Source organism: Clostridioides sp. LIBA-7602, from assembly GCF_056688945.1.
Window position 1 is genome coordinate 413,441 of the sequence record NZ_CP196991.1, and the last position, 17,767, is coordinate 431,207.

A 17,767-nucleotide genomic window follows, 5' to 3' on the forward strand; every position below is an offset into this window, starting at 1 on the left:
GACTTGTATATAAATTATTAGATTTGAATATAAATAGAGTTTTATTAGATTCGTATATAAATAGTTGTTAATAATACATTATAACTTAAATCTTAAATAGAAATGATAAAAAGTTAGGAAATTCATATTGATTTTGAATATGTGTATTTAATCAATTAACTTTAAAATTAGTCGGAAAAATTTTTTATTACATATAATTTTAAAGCAGAATATATAAAAAACTTTATGAAAAAATTATAAAAATATTCAGAAAATTCTATTGACTAATTTATTTATCATGATATAATAAGTTTAGAAAAGAAAAAGAATTGGGGCCTATTAAGGCCCCCTTACTATTTTTTGATAGATTTATTTAGAATAACTTTCTCACTTTGATTTTTTATATTTATTATAGAATCAGTATAATCTACTTCAAAGTTAGCAAAAGCAGAGAATAAATCTATGTCCCTTAATAAATGAATTGTCATACATTGATTGTTCTTATTTACCCTTAGAATCAATGCTCTTACAAAGGGAAATTGGATTCTAGAATTAAATAAGTTAGAACCGTCAGTATCTATATCTAAGCTACGATAATTAATATCTATAAATACATCTACATCATCGTTTTCTTCTCTTATTATTCTATAGTCAAAATCCAAGTCTAAATTTAAATTACCTAAAACCAATAACATTTAAATCCTCTTTTCTATAAGTAGTTTTAGAGTATTAGTTTAACTAAGCTCTCCATCTATTATAGATATAATTCTATCTGCTTTTCTAGCAATATTTTCATTATGTGTTATTACTATAAGAGTTTGGTTATATTTTTTTATAGAATTTTTTAGTAAATCCATGACTTCTTCTGTAGTTTTACTATCCAAATTTCCTGTTGGTTCATCTGCTAGGATTATACTTGGTTTTGCAGATAAAGCACGAGCAATAGCAACTCTTTGTTGTTGACCACCAGATAATTGATTTGGAAGATGATTTTTTCTCTCACTAAGACCCAATAAATTTATAAGGTCTTCGATGTATTCTTCATCAACTTTTTTATTGTCTAACTTTAGTGGTAATTCTATATTTTCTTTTACATTTAATACTGGAATTAAGTTATACTGTTGAAATACAAATCCTACTTTTTGTCTTCTATATTTTGCTAATCTTTTATCTGAAAGGCAACATATATCTTTACCATCTACTTTTATAGTTCCATTACTTGGTCTCTCAAGACCTCCTACTAAATGTAGAAATGTGCTTTTTCCACTTCCACTTGGGCCAATTATCGCAACAAATTCACCCTTATTTATTTTTAAATTTGCATCCTTTAGTGCATGTACAGATGTTTCCTTTTTTCCATAAATCTTACCTAAGTTAAGAATCTCTAATATAGGCATAATTACTCCTCCTATTCTGTAATGTTTATAGCTTCAACTATACTAATTTTATTTATTTTCCTTAATGGAATATATGTAGCTAGAATACCTACAATTATGTTTGCTAAAACAATTAGGATATATATTTTGTAATCTATTGAAAAATCTAATCCATATGATACAAAGCCTTGCATATAATACATTTTAAATTGTATTATAAGTCCTGCAACAATGGTAATTACACTTGAGAGTGTTCCATATAATATTCCTTCATAAAGTATCATATTTTTAAAGCCTCTCTCAGAAATACCAATAGCTCTCAACATTCCAAATTCGCTAGTTCTTGAAGTTAAGTTATAACTTATGTTATTTATTATGTTAAGTACACTAATTATGAACATTACTGCTACTATGCCATAACTATAAATCATGGATCTAGATGTCATCTTATCAGAATTTTCTTTTTCTACCATCATATCTACTGTTGTAGTTCCAGGAACTTCACTTCCAATTTTGCCTAGAAGTTTATTTATTTTTTTCTTGTTTGCATTTTTATTAAGGTCTGTATAAACTAAGTTATACTTATCTACACCAGTTAATTTTTTTAGATATTCGCTACTCGTTATTACATCTACACCATCATCTCCAGAGTACATACCATTATCTGCAAAAGTATAACTTATAATAGCTCCAACTTTAAATTCATATTCTAAGTATTCATAATTATCTTTTAGACTTTCATAAAGTCCTGTATCCATTCCGGCCTTTGGATATTTAACTTTTATAGTATCACCTACCTTTATATCTATAGCTGGTGTTCCTTCACCAGGAGTAAAGGTCTTTGTGTATTTCTGTGTTTCAGAAATTTCTGGTACATATACTATAGCTAAGTTTTCTTTTTTCATTTTTTTCAAGTTTATACTTCCACTTACTAAGTAATCTTCTAATGAATTTATCATCTCATCATTATAACCTTTTAGTTTTTGCTTTAATGTATATTTTCCAGTAGTCTTATTTTTGATGAATAGAGGATTTTTCTTATAATAAGGAGCTGAATTTATAGTTTCGTAGTAATCTAATCTATTTATTTTATTTACCTCTATTCTAGTGTTTAAGATGCTAGCAGTTTTGACTTTATCAATTCCATCTATATTTTTAATTTTATCTATCTGATTATCATTAAAACCCCTTATATCTTTAAAAGAAGTATTGTCGCCAATTTCATTGAGATGAGTGTTTGATAGAATAAAATCTGCATTCATATATGCTTGCTCTTGGATGTTTTTATTTTGGACATCTAAAAAAGAATATTTATAATTGTCTTTTATGACAATTATACCCCCTATACTCATAGATAATACAATTATAAGGAATCCCTTTTTATTTCTAAAGATGTTTTTTGCAGATATAGATTTTGTTACTGACATATTTAAAGTCAATTTTGATATTAAAGAATTAACTTTGATTATATTTTTATCAGTTCCAAAAGTTTTTCTTATAGCATCAATAGGAGAAATTCTTCTTATCTTTAAATATGTAAAGAAACTTATAATGAGTATTGTCAGTATTATACATGCAATTGATAAGAGGATTATTTTATCTGGAATAACAAAAGGGGTAACATTTATATTTCCTTCAAATTGAATATTTCCTGCAGACCTATTAAATATTTGTGCACCTCCCATACCTGTACATATACCTAGAGGCATTGCTATCAGAGCAAGTATAAAAAGTTCATAAAACATAAGTTTGAAAATCCTAAAGTTAGTGGAGCCAATAGCTCTTAAGATACCATATTCTTGTACTCTTTGGTATATTGATATAACATAGATACTATAGATTACAATACCAGAAAATATACTCATAGCAATTGCAACATATTTACTTGAATTATCTAAAGTACCATTTTCCATAGTAGCGTCTATAAGCATTGAGTTTCTTCCTACGCTTTTCTCATCCAACATAGCATTTTTTACTATATTGTCTATGTTTGTATTTATATCACTGCCTTCATTAAATTCAATAGAAGCTGTAAACTTATTCAATTTTGATTCATGTAGGTTTAAAAAAATTTCACATTTCCCCTTTTGTTTCTCTATAAATCTATCTTCAAGTATTCCTACAACTTTAAAAGTCTCTGGTTTTTCTTTTTGATATAATTTAAAAGTAAGGTTTTGATTTATTTCTGGTTTTAGACCCATACTATTTAAAACCCATTTTTCTACTACCACCTCATTGCTAGCTTTTGGAAGGTGACCTTTTATAAGTTTAGATTGATTAGTCAAGTAATTTTTATTTGCATATTGTATGTTTATAGGTAATTTTTCATTAACATCTGTAGATGCATAATAAGATGTTATACCTAGGTTTTTAATATCTTTACCAGATTTTATGGATTCTAATTGATTTCTCTTTATATCTTTAAAGTATGCATGGTCAGTTCCAAGCTCTCTTTTCAATCTATCTACATCTGCTTGCTGAGCACTTCTTGAGAGGGTGCCAATACCAACAATGAGTGATGTAGCAAGAATTATACTCAGAGTAATTGCTAAAGATCTTGCTTTATAACTTTTTATGTATCTTAGTACTATTTTCAAATTATCTTTCATATTTACCACTTCCTTTCTTAGCTAACTTAATTATATGTTTATTTAAAATATATATCAAAGTAAGTATCTTCAAGTTTTGAGTACTTAATTGTACAAATTTATATATGTTTTTGCAAGTTTAATTAATGTACATGTAAATTTTGACTTTTTACATAATTTTTTTAAAATGATATAATCCCTATATAAATTGTAGAGGGGAGGGGAATCATGGATAACCATTTTGTATTTCCTATAGTAATACTAACTTTGTTTATATTTAGCAATCTTATAATGAATAAGTACAGGTTTTATAAAGAATTAGACATATTAAAAAGAGGAATATTAACATTTTTTGTATCGTGTTTTGTATGGATTTTATTCATGGAGGGTATTGAGTATATACAATTAAGTTTAGGATATAATTTTTTACTTGAAGGAGTATTAAATATTATACTTTTTTTAAGTTTAATTATTTTAAGTTTTTATATAGGATTTAAATTTATAAGATTGCTAGACAATAACAATAAACAAGAGTACAAGTTACAAAAACTAGATAGTAAAATAAATCATAAGGACAATATAATCGTGAAATTAAGAAGTCAAAAACATGACTATTTAAAACATTTACAAGTAGTATATTCTTTATTAAATACTGGCTTAGCTGAAGATGCCAAAGAATATATAATGAATATATCAAATAGTTTCAAATCAAAAAATTCAAGATATGGGAAAGTATCTTATTTAGATGCTATAGCTTCCTTAAAATATGAGGAATGTCTTGAAAAGAACATATCTTTTGATGTATATATCCAAGATTTTATGGATAATTTAGAAATTGAACCTAACGATATGAGTTCAGTACTATTAAATATAATAGACAATGCAATAGAAACTTTGTCTGCTGTACAAAAGGAAAATAAGTATATAAGATTACATGCATATGAAGATGAATTTCAGTATATTATAGCCATAAAAAATAATGGTCCTAAAATACCTAATGCCGAAAGTATATTTTTGGATGGGTTTAGCACTAAAGAAGGACAAGACAGAGGTTTTGGGTTATATCTAGTTAAAAATATACTAGATAAGTATGACTATAGTATACTTGTAAATAGTGATGATTTTTTAACTGAATTTGTAATCTTAATACCAAAATATTATTAGTTAGGAGGAGAGAAGTCTGTGATAAAAGTTTTGATTTGTGATGATGATAAAATTGTAAGAGATGATATAGCAAATATAGTTAAAGAGTCTGGATATGTAGATTATGTTAAGAAAGTAAAAGATGGTATAGAAGCAATTGAATTTATAAAAAGTGAGAAAATAGACTTATTGATTATTGACATTGATATGCCATATAAAAATGGAATTGATTCTGCCAAAGAAATTTTTTCTATAGATAAAGATATACATATAGTATTTGTAACAGGTTTTGCTGATTATAGCCTTGAGAGTTTTAAAGTACATCCTATAGATTTTATAGTTAAGCCATTTAAAAAAGAAAAAATTCTTGATTCAATTAACATAGCAATAGACCATATTAACTCTCATAAAATTGCTAAAAATAATTTTATAGAAGACACTCTTTTTGTATATAAAATAAGGAAACAGATACATATGATTAATTTTGATGATATAGTCATGTTTGAGAAAAATTCAAGAGCTATCAATTTATATACTAGAGATGAAGATACGATAAAATTTTATGAGAACTTTGATGATTTAAAAAAACGCCTACCTCCTAATTTCTTTATGACTCATAAACAATACATAGTAAATTTAAGGCTTATACATAAGGTTATACCTATAAATAAGTCTTCTCTAGAGATAAAATTTATAAATTTTCAAGAAAGTGCTATCTTAAATAAATCACTAGAAAAAGATTTTCTATATAGGTTTTATAGGGTTAAAAGGTTCTAGTGAAGAGAAAAAAACTTTCATTCCTATAGAATATGTATTATGAAGATATCATATAAATTCGTTATAATTATAAATTAATTTATATAAAATATAATATAAAAACATATTGGACTTTCATGAAAAGATAGAAAGTCCAATATATTTTAGAGATAAGATGTATATTTATAAGTTGCTTAAGATACTAGGGTCTTTAATCTTATTATCTTCAGCAAGTAATAAGATTTTAGACATAATCTCAGCAGTCTTAGGGTCTTCATCAGCGAAAGGAAGGAATATCTTACCTCTACTTTGAGAATGTACAGGAAGTATATTTAAAGCTCCCATTCCTTTTTTATGTACAACACCAGAACCCATATGTACAGAATACTCACCTAAATTACCTGCTATAAGAGCGTGAGAACCTTCAAAATTTACATTCTTAATCTTTAACAATAATAGTAATTCTTTAGCAATTGCTATACGCATCTCTACAGTAGAGTGGCTTGTTTCAGGGTCAACACCACCAGCATGAGCGACACTTACAACGAGGTCTATATCACGCATAACTTCTGAAAATAAAATTGGAGGTATTGAAGCCAATTCTAAGCTTTTATAAGTTTTTCTATCAAAGAATTCTACTGTTTCAATAGTAGGAGGCTCAATGTCTGCTGGAGAAAACCAATCAGCAAGTGCAAACATTTTTGCTACTATATTTTCTTTATAAAATACTTTTTGTAAACCTTCTTCATAATCAACAGTCCAAAGCTGATTTCTAAGAAGTGCTACAGTTTTCTTTGGCTGGATTTGGTGCCCAGCATATCTGCGAGATATAGTTTTTTCAGATAATTCATCACTATTTATTCTATAATACTCACGGAATACTTGCTTAAATGGCTGAACAATTTGCTTATTAAATAAGTCATGTTGGAATTCGCTCCATTTACCAGACTCAAAAAGATGAACCGGATGTGCAAGTTTTAATTTATTTTTTGCTGTTAATTTATAAGTTTCGCCCTCTATATTGCAAATAAAAAACTTAGATTTATCATTATAAACATATCCAATATTATCATCACACACCCACACTAGATTCTTAATCAAAGGGCAGATAACTGGATTTTTATAAATATTGGAGATTTCTTTAACTGTAAATATTATTTCATTTTTCATAGCTTGCTCTAAACTCTGTTTTGCACGAGAATACTGACTCTTTAAATCTTTTTGAACAGATTTAAGTTCAAGTACATATGGATGTTTGGCAATGGATTTTGGTATACTTTTTAAAGATTTATTACCTTTTTGAACTTTAGTAGATGCTTTACCATTTTCATCAACATCTATCCAAATTGAAGTTCCATCAATATCTTTTGGCTTAAATAAATGAGCAACTTCATTTAGTTTTTCAGTTTCAAGAGCCCACATCATACGATTGACATCTCCAAATCCAGCACTTCTAGCTAGATTTTCTAGTGCTATTGTACAAGCCTTTGATTCACTTTCACGACGTTGTGCTCCAAATTGTTTACTTTCTTTAGCAAATTTTTGAATAAATTCATAACGGAAAGTTGCTTCTTTAAGGTCTCCTTTTTTCATAGGAAGTAAAGAAAAACTTCTCAATTTGTCTTGATTCCTATTTGTTTCAATTTCTTTCATTAACATCTCCTTATCAAGTTTACCAAGTGTAGCATCAGCATAAAGTTGTGCACGTCTATGAGAGTTACCACCACTAGTTATATACTTAGCTGATTTGTAAAGTATATTGAATCTCTCTTCACCAATAGTCTTATATGAATCTAAAAACCAATCTACATCAAATGCGCCATCAATGAAACTACGTGGTGAAATAGGAGAGAATAGAGCAACTTCTGATTCTTTTTGTGCAGAGAATCCTTCATTTATATGTGCATGGAAGTACCAAATTGTACTCTTTAGACCCTTCCAGTTTAAATACTTTTCAATTATATTAACCCATTGAGGAGCGTACATAGCAGCTTCTATCAATCTTAATTCAGTAATGTCAGTGCCTTTAAGCAATTTTTTTAATTCTTTTGAGTCATCTTCTTTAGTAGGATAACAATTTTTAAGAAGAGAACTTAAAACGTCTTTTTTTGAATAATTGCTACCATATGAATATCCTCTCTGGAAAGTTTCTTTACCAAGAGCAACTAACAGATTGACAAAATAATTTATACCTTCAAAATATTGTATGTTATTAGTTAGATGAGAAACTTCTGTTGGCATATCACCTCTACGTGATTCAATTTCTATAACTCTATTTGTAACAGTTTTTAAATTGTTTTTAAGCCAAGGATACTTTTCTAATGTGTCTCCAGCCCATCTAGGATTTGTTAGTGTTCTTATTATATTTGATGAATTGTATCCACTTATAATTTCTCTATTAACTTGTTCTTCAGTCATTAATCCTAATTCATGAGCACGAGCAAATACACCTATGCTAGTATAAAAAGGAAATTTATATTCTAATAACTGATAATTTGAAAATGTAGTATAGAAAAACTTAGTAAAAGAAATATCATCATAAATAAATGAATGTGCTTTATCAAGCCAATAATTTAAAATAGGGGCATCTAAAGCAGGGCAGTATTCATTTTGTCTATAATAGTTTTTAGTAAATTCAACTCTTTGTTTTTTACATTGTTCTGTAGTTAATAAATTTCTTAGTTTATAATATATTTCTAAACAATAGTCAAATATCTCTTTATGGTCAAACTCATTTAGTAAAACTCTTAGAAGTCTTCTTGTAAGTGCATCGAATTTTAATTTCTGAAGTCTTGTAGATATTTTCTTTTGTTTTTTATAGTCAAGAACATTTGAATAGATAGACGAAAACCAACTTTTTTCTATTTCATTATATCCGCATGTACTTATATTATAAAATAAAATATCAAGTATTAATTTGTAGTCTAAATCGAGTTTTTTACTAATTTCCCTCCAAAGTCCTGCCAATGGATAATTATCAAGAGTATCATTAGAAGTCTTATATTTAATAGGAGTCAGATTATAAGTAGAGTAACCTAAAAGCACTTTTTCCACATTTCCTGACCATCTTTCAACTTCATATTCATAATCTGCATTTTCAGTAATAAGTTCATCAAATTTTTCATAAACTTGTATTATTTTATTTATGTCCGTATCAAGAATTTTTTTAGCTTCTTTTTTTGTTGATATAGAAACAGATTCTTCACTTGAAGATAAACTTATATTTGAAATAATTTTATTAAGTTTTGATGTAGTAGAAGAATCATCTTTAAAACCAAATTGCTCAGGAATTTGAACCTTGTTTTTAGGGCTGTATATTCCAAAACCATTTTCTTTACAATAATCATTTTTTGCTTTCCCTAATAAATTATCAATTAATATTTGAACTTGAGATGTATTTTTTTTAGATTTATCAATATCTTCTATCAGTAAAATAAGCTTATCATATAATTCTTGTCTACCAGAATTGTTTTTTAATAAGTTTACAATTTCAAGACCTCCCAGGCATTTTTGTGAGTTTGAAGATTTTATAAGTGAGGAAGTAATATTCTCTAATTTTGAATCATCTTGTTCAAGTAAAATTTTTATTACTGTTTGTCTAATAGAGCTTGTCTTTAAAGAAAGTAGATTGGTTATTTTGTCTAGTTCTATGTCTGTTAGTTCAAGTTTTCTAAGTAGGCTAAGTACAGTTTCTCTATTGGAAACACTCTTATCACTTAAACATTCTAGTAAGAACTCACGTTGTCTATTCGTTTTTGGTTCATTTATAAAATTAACTATAAGTGAAGCTCTTAAGTCTGAGCTCATAAGGTGACAATTTTCCATAAGAACCTCTATAAACTGTTCATTCATATCATACGCTGTTAGTGTCATCATACACTTAAGTATATCGTGAGAAGAAATTTCAATCCAAGTCCATGGAAATACACTTCCTAAAAAGGATTTAGTCTTTGAATTTAAAATTTCTAAGGTATGTTTTAAATTTTCAAATTGTTCTTTTCTAGCATTAAAGTCTTTATCAATTGGAGTGTTTGATAGGTCAAAGTCAGTTTCTTTATTTTGCCAATTATAGTAGTAGCCAACAGAACTTTCTACATAGAAATTTCTAATTACCCATGCTAGAATCTCTAAATCATCTCCCTTGATATTTTTAGATGCTATCGAGTGTTTGAAATATGTACTTTCTGTATGTGATAGGAAGTAAAGACCTACAAGTTTTTTATATTTTTCCTGACAAGAAAGTAAATCTTCAATAAGAGAGTAAGAGTCATATATATTGTAAGTTGCAGTAGCCCATAAAGCAAAATAAATTTCGAGATTATCATCACTATTAACTGATTCTGTACGGAATTTTTCATCAGTCAATGATTTATATGAAAGTTCTAAGCACTTACGTATTATTCCAGGTTTTTGGTCTGAAAAACCAAGTCCTGTCCATGTATCCAAAGCTCTTATAATAGAACTAAATCTCTCTAAATTATTGTCCAAGATAGTTTTTAACATGTATATTGATGCAGAAATTGTACCTTCATCTAAACTCTCTATAATTTGTTGTCTAAGACCTTCTTGTTGCTTAGCTGCCAAAAGAAGTTTAGAAAGCATTTCATAGCATTTCTCACTATGGCTTTTCATAATACCAATTATCATTTGTCTTGTAAGTAGGGCAGTTTGATTTTCTCCAAATATTACTTCTTCCAAGGCACTGATTATTTCTTGATTTCCGTTATCTATTTCTAGTGCTATTTTATCACTCATTACAGAGTCATAGTATAAGACCTTATTTGGAAGGGTAAGATAATCTATAACTGAGAAATCATAATAAATTAAATCGACATAGTTTGAAATAAATCTGATTATACTTCTAAAATAATCTACAAGTTTATTTGAACGATAACCCTTGCGATAATAGCCTCCTGAATATGTATAATCCATCTTTCTTTTAATTAACTGACAAAGTTCTTCTACTTGCTCAGAAGTAAATATTAATTCCAATGCATTCTTTAAAGGTCCAGAAAGGAGTTCATCAATATTTTTAATCTCATAGTAATAGCAATTGTAGTATTTATTTATCATATTTAAGAATTTATCTTCAGGTTCTCTATAATAGTATGAGCTGTTTTCCATACAATCCCAAAGAGATTTTGCTAAGTCATAGTACTTTTTTGAAGAAGATTTAGTGAAATTATTTTTAAAATTTTCAATTATTTTAGGATTTTTTTCTACTCTAGTACGTTCCAACATTTATGTACCTCCAAATTATTTATTTTAAAACATTCTTCCAGCAAGTAAGGTAAGTCTTATAAAGGTAAATATATCTCCATCTTTTAGATTTATAGGGGAATCAAGTTCTTCAATAACGTCTTCATTTATAAGCACTTTGTAGATTCCATCTTCAAATGATTGTAATGCAACTTCTATTGCTTTTTCTACAGATTGTTTATTTTCATTATAAATAGAACCAAATCCAACCTTTCCAATATCAGCTTGAGATTCAATTTCTTCATTAGTTAAGAAGTTTATTATTGATTTTTCTGGGATTTTCTCATTATATTCAAGAACATTTTTAGATACAATTTCAGAGATAGCCTCTTTTAGGCAATTGATGTTGTCAGATAAATCAAAAGGGGTAAGTTCTAGCATAGGTTTGCGTTTGCCAACGGCTTTAACTCTAAAATAAATTTGCATAAAATCACCTCGCAAAACATTAATTATATATTTAAAAATTTATCTATTTGTTATATTATATCATTTTGTGAATTATTAATGTGAATTATGAGATTATTTTACAAAAAATAGAAAAAAAGCTATCTTAAAGTCTAAAAAAGCAATAAAAGATAACTTTTAGCTATGAGTATATAAAATTATAACTATACATTTATTAAATTTTAATTTTAGAATTACTTTTGATAGCTATCTTTTTTTATTTACGAATTTTGGTCCTAAATATTTTTTGATTTCTTCTTCAGGAGAAAAGTCATCAATAAGTATTTCTTTCCCAGTATCTTCAAATACTACAAGAACTTCACAGTCACCTTGTAAGAAAAATTTTTTAACAGTATCTTCTTTAACTTCTCTAACCTTTATTACATTCTTTTTTTCTTTCTCGAAGTCTTTTGTGTAATAACTTCCCATCATATTGATTATTTTTGTATATCTATTCATAAAATGCCTCCTCATGCGATTAAATTTTAAAAATATGTTATAATAATTGTTTGTATTAACTTAATAATTATAACAAGGAGTATTAATAATGACTAGTATAAAAAATAAAGATATTTTAAATTGTATAGATTATTCCATTAAAAACAAGCTCTTTGATGAACTAAATGATGTATATAAATCCTTACCAATAGGAAATTGTTCTGGATGTGGAAATTGTTGTATGGAATCGGTAGGTATAAATTTAATTGAGTTTTTGAATATATTTTGTTATCTTGAAGATAGAGTTGATTTAAAAGAAAGCTGTACAAGCAAGATATTAGATTACTACTTTGAAGAGTATACGAGAAAGAATCCATGTCCATTTAAAGATAATAAAAACAAATGCTTAATATATGAAGTTAGACCATTAAACTGTAGACTTTTTGGACATTGGAAAAAAGAAGACTATAATAAAAATTTAGCTAATGTTACTAAGAAAAATAACGAATATAAAGTATTGATGAAGAAACAGTATGGATTTGAAATAAATGATAAAGTAGTAAATTATAGAATAGATTATTGCGACAGCTTTATACCAAATAAAGCTTATTTAAATAAATCTGAGAGATTAAGCTTTTCTGACAAACTTATGATATTAGATTCAAAAATTTATTCTAATGGGCTTATAGATATAGATTTTAGAGATAGAGGTATAGTTGAATATTTTATGGAGTCATTACTTTATAGAGACTTATCGTATAATGTAAAAATAAGGATATCTAAAGAGTCCAACATAAGAAGAAGAACTATTGATAGAATAAAAAGGATTATTCTTGTAGATTCTCATACTAGTAAGTAATAAATTAATTGTAGCATAAATATTGTCAAAATGAGGTGAAGAAGGTGAATCTTACAAAAGTAAAAGGAAATACCTTTTTTATAAAAGGTGGCACAAACACAGGAATATATGTATTTGAAGATAACACAGCACTTATGATAGACCCAGGATTATGTGGTTCAAGGCCTAGGAGAGTAAATAAAGTTTTAGATGAAAATAAAATACATGTTAAATATATTATAAATACTCATGGTCATGATGACCACTATGGAGCATGTAATCAATTTAAAGAGTATTATAAAGATGTGTGCATAATGTCATCTAAATACGATAAATTATATATAGAAAATCCAGAACTATTTTCAAAGTATATTGTCGGGGGAAAGAGCAATGTATTTATGGATAATATTTTAAAAAGTAAAATGCTGGATGATATAAAAATAGATAAATATATAGAAGCTGGTAAGCTTGAATTAAACAATGAAATGTTTGAAATAATTGAGTTCCAAGGTCACACACCTGGCAGTATAGCCGTTTTGACAAAAGATAAGGTAATTTTTGTTGGAGATTTATTAATAGGAGATGAAATTCTATCAAAATATGATTTCTTGTTTCTATATGATATACAAGAACAAATAAATTCATTAGAGAAATTAAAGGATATAGATTTTGAGTACTTAGTTTTAGGGCATGGTAAGCAAGTAATATCAAAAGAAGATTCCTATAAATTAATCGAAAAACATTTAAATGCACTACAAAAATATCTATGTCAAATAAGAAAGTTACTTGAAGAGCCAAAATCTTTAGAAATTTTATTAAAAAACATTATAAATAACAATAATTTAAGCAATAATTATAAAGAGTATCATTTTTTTAAATCTTCATTAGTATCTGTTATAAGTTACTTAGTTGATTTAGAAGAAATAGGATATATATTGGAGAATGGGGAATTGCTTTACTATACAAAAACAAAATAAATTATGATAAAATAAAGAAGGTCATAAAAAACAAATAAAGGGTGAGCAATATGGAATACGAAAAATGGAATGAGATACTAGCACCTTATGAACATGCAGTAGAAGAATTGAAAATAAAATTTAAAAATATAAGAAAAGAATATTTAGCAAAAGGTGAATATTCTCCCATAGAGTTTGTCACAGGTAGAACAAAAAAAATATCTTCCATAATATCTAAATTAAAAAGGATAAATGCAAAAGATATAGAAACTGAAATTGATGATATTGCTGGTATAAGAATAATGTGCCAGTTTGTTGAAGATATATATGCTATAGTTGATTTGATAAAAGTAAGAAATGATATGACTATAATAGGAGAAAAAGATTATATTACAAATTACAAAGATAGTGGTTATAGAAGCTTTCATGTTATAATAAAATACCCTATAAACTCAATTGCGGGTTCAAAGGAAATCATATGTGAAATACAAATAAGAACTCTTGCAATGAATTTCTGGGCTACAATAGAACATTCATTAAAATATAAATATGACCATTACATACCTGAGACTCTTGCCGAAAGACTTAGAAGGGCATCTGATGCTGCGTTTCTTTTAGACCAAGAAATGAGCGAAATAAGAGAGGATATAATGAAAGCTCAGGCTATGTATCAAATGAAGTCTATAGCTATTAGAGACACTCTAAATAGAATACAAGAGTTATACGACTTGGGTGATACACATAAAGCTATGCAGTATCAAAGAAAACTGGATAGAACTGAAACGGATAAAAATATAACCGAAATTTTGGAATTAAAACAAGAAATAGATATATTATTAGAGCAATATAAAAATACCAAGGTAGATGATAAAGTAGTTCAATAAAAAGCTACTTATATAAAATTTGCTAAATATTAATGGGGCTGCCTCTTAATGGAAAATAATTTCTAAAAAGAGACAGCCTATTTAGTGTAATCAAGAAAGGAATGATATTATGAGTTTATATGCTATAGGAGATTTACATTTTTCAACATCAGTCAATAAGCCAATGAATATCTTTGGAAGTAATTGGGATGGTCATGAAAAGAAGATTATAGATAATTGGAAAGAGGTTGTAAAGGAAGAAGATTTAGTTTTAGTATTAGGAGATACATCTTGGGGAATTAATTTATCAGAAGCTAAAAAAGACTTAGATATAATAAGCGAACTTCCAGGACAGAAAATACTTATAAAGGGAAACCATGATTATTGGTGGACAACCGTTACAAGTTTAAATAAATTATATGAAAATATGAGTTTCATTCAGACAAATTTTTATGAATATAAAGACTATGCAATTTGTGGAGGTAGGGGTTGGATATGCCCTAATGATGTTAAATTTGATGAGACTGATGAGAAAGTTTATAAAAGGGAAGAAAATAGACTGAGATTATCATTAGAGTCTGCTCGTAAAAGAGGTCACTCAAAAATAATTGTGATTACTCATTATCCTCCTACAAATGATAAACTAGAAGAATCTCTATTTACAAAGTTATTTGAAGAATATAACGTAGAGAAAGTGATTTATGGTCATTTACATGGTAAAGAATCTTTTAAAATGGGATTAAAGGGAGTTCGAAATGGAGTAGAATATATATTAGCATCCTGTGACTATACAGAATTTAATTTAATAAAAGTTAACGATTAAAAAACATAAATTGGTAAATACTATAAGATACATGATTAAAAATAAATATTTGAGGGATTTCGGTTTTGAGAAAGGAGACACGACTTATGAGGTGGATATTAGTTTTTATATTTTTATATCTTATTCCTTTAGTAGTGATATTCAGAAATTACAAGAATTTTAAGAGGTCTTGTATCTACAGTAGTATTTACGTGGTATTAGCTACAACAATAATGATAAGTAATATTTATATGAGTGGACTTAATAAGATAAAAGAATCTATGTATTATCACAATTATATTTCTGATGAGACATATGATGAAAAGTATGTATCAAACTTTAATGAAAAAGAAAGTGCTGATTTAAAACAGAACAAGGAAAAGAATGAAGAGGTATCAAATAATAAAGATTTAAATAGTAAGCAAGATGAAAATGCACAAAATAAAGAAAGTAATAAAGAAGAAAATAAGGATGTAAAAGAAGATAGTGATTCAAAGAATAATGTTTCAGTAAATGATAAATCAGAAGAACAAGAAAGCACAACAAAAGAAAATACTAATCAAACAAGTAAAGAAAAAAATAGTGAAGATATAAAAAAAATAGATATAGAAAGTATAGGAATTTTTAAGAAAGAAATTTATAATATAGAAAGAGTAGCTTTAGTTCCAATGAGAGAATGTATACCTTATACTAAGGATATAGCAAAAAATATAACTAAATTGTCTAGTATAAAAAAAGACGTTACAAATGCTAGAGATAAGTGTAAAGAAGTTGTAAAAGAGTATAAAAATATGCAGATTCCAGAACTTTCTAAGGAAGAGTATACAGAAACATTGAGTAATGCTAGAGATGATGTAAAGAAAGCATATGAACTTAGACAAAAATCTATGGAAAGTGCTTTAAAGTTAATAAATACTAAAAGCCCTAAATATATAGGGAAGATAACTGAGTACCTTGATTTGTCAGATAAGCAGATAGAAAGTTTTAAAAATAGATTAAATGATTTAAAAGAAGAAATAGATGGAGCAGAAATAAATAATATTAATTAATAAGAATTAAGGATATAAGTTAAAAGGGAGATTAAGATGAATAAGCAGAGTATTGGAAAACTAAACATGTTTTTTATGGGGATTACTCAAAGAAACCTTGATAATAGGGATTTTTTTATTGAGTTAGAAGTGATTTTTAAATCTGGAAGAAAAGAATTTAAAGGAATGGCAATAGAAGAAGATAATAAGTATAAATTTAATTTTAAAGGAAAATCAGATTTATATACATTTAATGAATTGCTTAAGAATATTTCTAAAGAAGCAGAAAACTATGATAGCTTAGTATTTAAATATATTGAGAGAGGAACTATTGTTGTAATTGAAGGCGATAATAAGAAGGTAAATGTAAAGTATCTAGACAATATAGAAGAAGTACCTAAAATAGATGAGTTTACAGCATCTCAAATAAAAAACAGAGATTATTATGTAAAAGTAGGACAGGCAAATGCACTTCTAAAAGAAATTGGAGTACTTACAAAAGATGGTAAGATAAAAAATGATAAAATAAGAAAATACAATCAGATAGACCATTTTGTGGAATTGATAGATAGTATTCTAAAGGAAATACAGGATAAAGACTGTATAACAATCCTTGATTGTGCCTGTGGTAAATCTTATCTAAGTTTTGTTTTAAACTTTTATATAAAAGAAGTGTTAAAGAAAAACTGTTATTTTATAGGGATAGATTATTCAGATGTAGTTATAGAAGCATCAAGAAATATGGCTAAAAACTTAGGATATAAAAATATGTCGTTTATAAAAGAGGACCTAACTAATTATACACCAAATAGAGATGTTGACCTTGTGATAAGTTTACATGCTTGTGATACAGCAACAGATATGGCAATAGGTCTAGGGATTAGAGCAAAATCTGAAGCTATAGTAGTAGTACCATGTTGCCATAAGGAGTTATTAGGGCAATATAAATATGAAGCTATGGAACCAATATTAAAACACGGAGTATTTAAAGCTAGATTTGCAGATTTAATAACTGATGGCCTAAGAACCTTGTTATTAGAAGGCAATGGATATGATACTTCTGTAGTAGAATACATATCTCCACTTGACACACCAAAAAATTTAATGATAAGAGCAATAAAAACTAAAACAAATAATGACAAAGCATTAAAAGAATATAGAGAACTGAAAGCACAATTTGGAGTTGAACCAACCTTAGAAAAACTTATATATTAGTTAAAAATGTAAAATTTACAAAAAGCTTGCTTAAATATGCAAGCTTTTTGGTATTATATAGGTATAGTCATATCTAGAGTTT

The 17,767-nt window shown here is 27.1% G+C and carries 14 protein-coding genes; 8 read left to right on the top strand and 6 right to left on the bottom strand.

Annotated elements, in window-relative coordinates; translation table 11 throughout:
- Positions 1-332: 332 nt before the first annotated feature.
- The 3 genes from ACTG45_RS02295 to ACTG45_RS02305 are packed head-to-tail and all read right to left on the bottom strand — an operon-like array spanning position 333 to position 3,964.
- On the bottom strand, positions 333-674 hold the full coding sequence (locus tag ACTG45_RS02295) for a hypothetical protein (RefSeq protein ID WP_021382906.1): 342 nt from the start codon (positions 672-674) through the stop codon (positions 333-335).
- A gap of 39 nt (positions 675-713) precedes the next feature.
- Positions 714-1,376: an ABC transporter ATP-binding protein gene (locus ACTG45_RS02300; protein ID WP_021382936.1), complete on the bottom strand. Its 663-nt coding sequence runs from the start codon at positions 1,374-1,376 to the stop codon at positions 714-716.
- A gap of 11 nt (positions 1,377-1,387) precedes the next feature.
- Positions 1,388-3,964: an ABC transporter permease gene (locus ACTG45_RS02305; protein ID WP_021382904.1), complete on the bottom strand. Its 2,577-nt coding sequence runs from the start codon at positions 3,962-3,964 to the stop codon at positions 1,388-1,390.
- 207 nt (positions 3,965-4,171) lie between these two features.
- Between ACTG45_RS02305 and ACTG45_RS02310 the strand changes: the two genes are divergently transcribed.
- Positions 4,172-5,107: a sensor histidine kinase gene (locus tag ACTG45_RS02310; RefSeq protein ID WP_479919724.1), complete on the top strand. Its 936-nt coding sequence runs from the start codon at positions 4,172-4,174 to the stop codon at positions 5,105-5,107.
- A gap of 18 nt (positions 5,108-5,125) precedes the next feature.
- Positions 5,126-5,863: a LytR/AlgR family response regulator transcription factor gene (locus ACTG45_RS02315; RefSeq protein WP_479919725.1), complete on the top strand. Its 738-nt coding sequence runs from the start codon at positions 5,126-5,128 to the stop codon at positions 5,861-5,863.
- A gap of 162 nt (positions 5,864-6,025) precedes the next feature.
- Here ACTG45_RS02315 and ACTG45_RS02320 read toward each other — a convergent pair whose 3' ends face one another.
- The 3 genes from ACTG45_RS02320 to ACTG45_RS02330 all read right to left on the bottom strand — a co-directional run bounded on the left by ACTG45_RS02320 (position 6,026) and on the right by ACTG45_RS02330 (position 12,004).
- Positions 6,026-11,083, bottom strand: coding sequence for a DUF5724 domain-containing protein (locus ACTG45_RS02320; RefSeq protein WP_479919726.1), 5,058 nt, complete (start codon positions 11,081-11,083; stop codon positions 6,026-6,028).
- Between the two features lie 24 nt (positions 11,084-11,107).
- The gene (locus ACTG45_RS02325) at positions 11,108-11,527 is read right to left on the bottom strand and encodes a hypothetical protein (RefSeq protein WP_021382997.1); all 420 of its coding nucleotides are present in this window, start codon (positions 11,525-11,527) and stop codon (positions 11,108-11,110) included.
- A 225-nt stretch (positions 11,528-11,752) separates the two neighbouring features.
- Positions 11,753-12,004: a hypothetical protein gene (locus ACTG45_RS02330; RefSeq protein ID WP_021382967.1), complete on the bottom strand. Its 252-nt coding sequence runs from the start codon at positions 12,002-12,004 to the stop codon at positions 11,753-11,755.
- 88 nt (positions 12,005-12,092) lie between these two features.
- Between ACTG45_RS02330 and ACTG45_RS02335 the strand changes: the two genes are divergently transcribed.
- The 6 genes from ACTG45_RS02335 to ACTG45_RS02360 all read left to right on the top strand — a co-directional run bounded on the left by ACTG45_RS02335 (position 12,093) and on the right by ACTG45_RS02360 (position 17,685).
- Complete coding sequence (locus ACTG45_RS02335) at positions 12,093-12,842, top strand: YkgJ family cysteine cluster protein (protein WP_021382926.1); 750 nt, start codon at positions 12,093-12,095, stop codon at positions 12,840-12,842.
- A 44-nt stretch (positions 12,843-12,886) separates the two neighbouring features.
- The gene (locus ACTG45_RS02340; protein WP_021382912.1) at positions 12,887-13,798 is read left to right on the top strand and encodes an MBL fold metallo-hydrolase; all 912 of its coding nucleotides are present in this window, start codon (positions 12,887-12,889) and stop codon (positions 13,796-13,798) included.
- Between the two features lie 50 nt (positions 13,799-13,848).
- Entirely contained in the window at positions 13,849-14,661 is an 813-nt protein-coding gene (locus tag ACTG45_RS02345; RefSeq protein ID WP_021382941.1) for a GTP pyrophosphokinase, read from the top strand.
- Positions 14,662-14,770: 109 nt separating this feature from the next.
- Positions 14,771-15,463: a metallophosphoesterase gene (locus tag ACTG45_RS02350; protein WP_021382970.1), complete on the top strand. Its 693-nt coding sequence runs from the start codon at positions 14,771-14,773 to the stop codon at positions 15,461-15,463.
- An 86-nt stretch (positions 15,464-15,549) separates the two neighbouring features.
- Positions 15,550-16,491: a hypothetical protein gene (locus ACTG45_RS02355; RefSeq protein ID WP_044212433.1), complete on the top strand. Its 942-nt coding sequence runs from the start codon at positions 15,550-15,552 to the stop codon at positions 16,489-16,491.
- A 36-nt stretch (positions 16,492-16,527) separates the two neighbouring features.
- Positions 16,528-17,685, top strand: a complete 1,158-nt coding sequence (locus ACTG45_RS02360) for a class I SAM-dependent methyltransferase (RefSeq protein ID WP_479918011.1) — start codon at positions 16,528-16,530, stop codon at positions 17,683-17,685.
- Positions 17,686-17,767 lie beyond the last annotated feature (82 nt).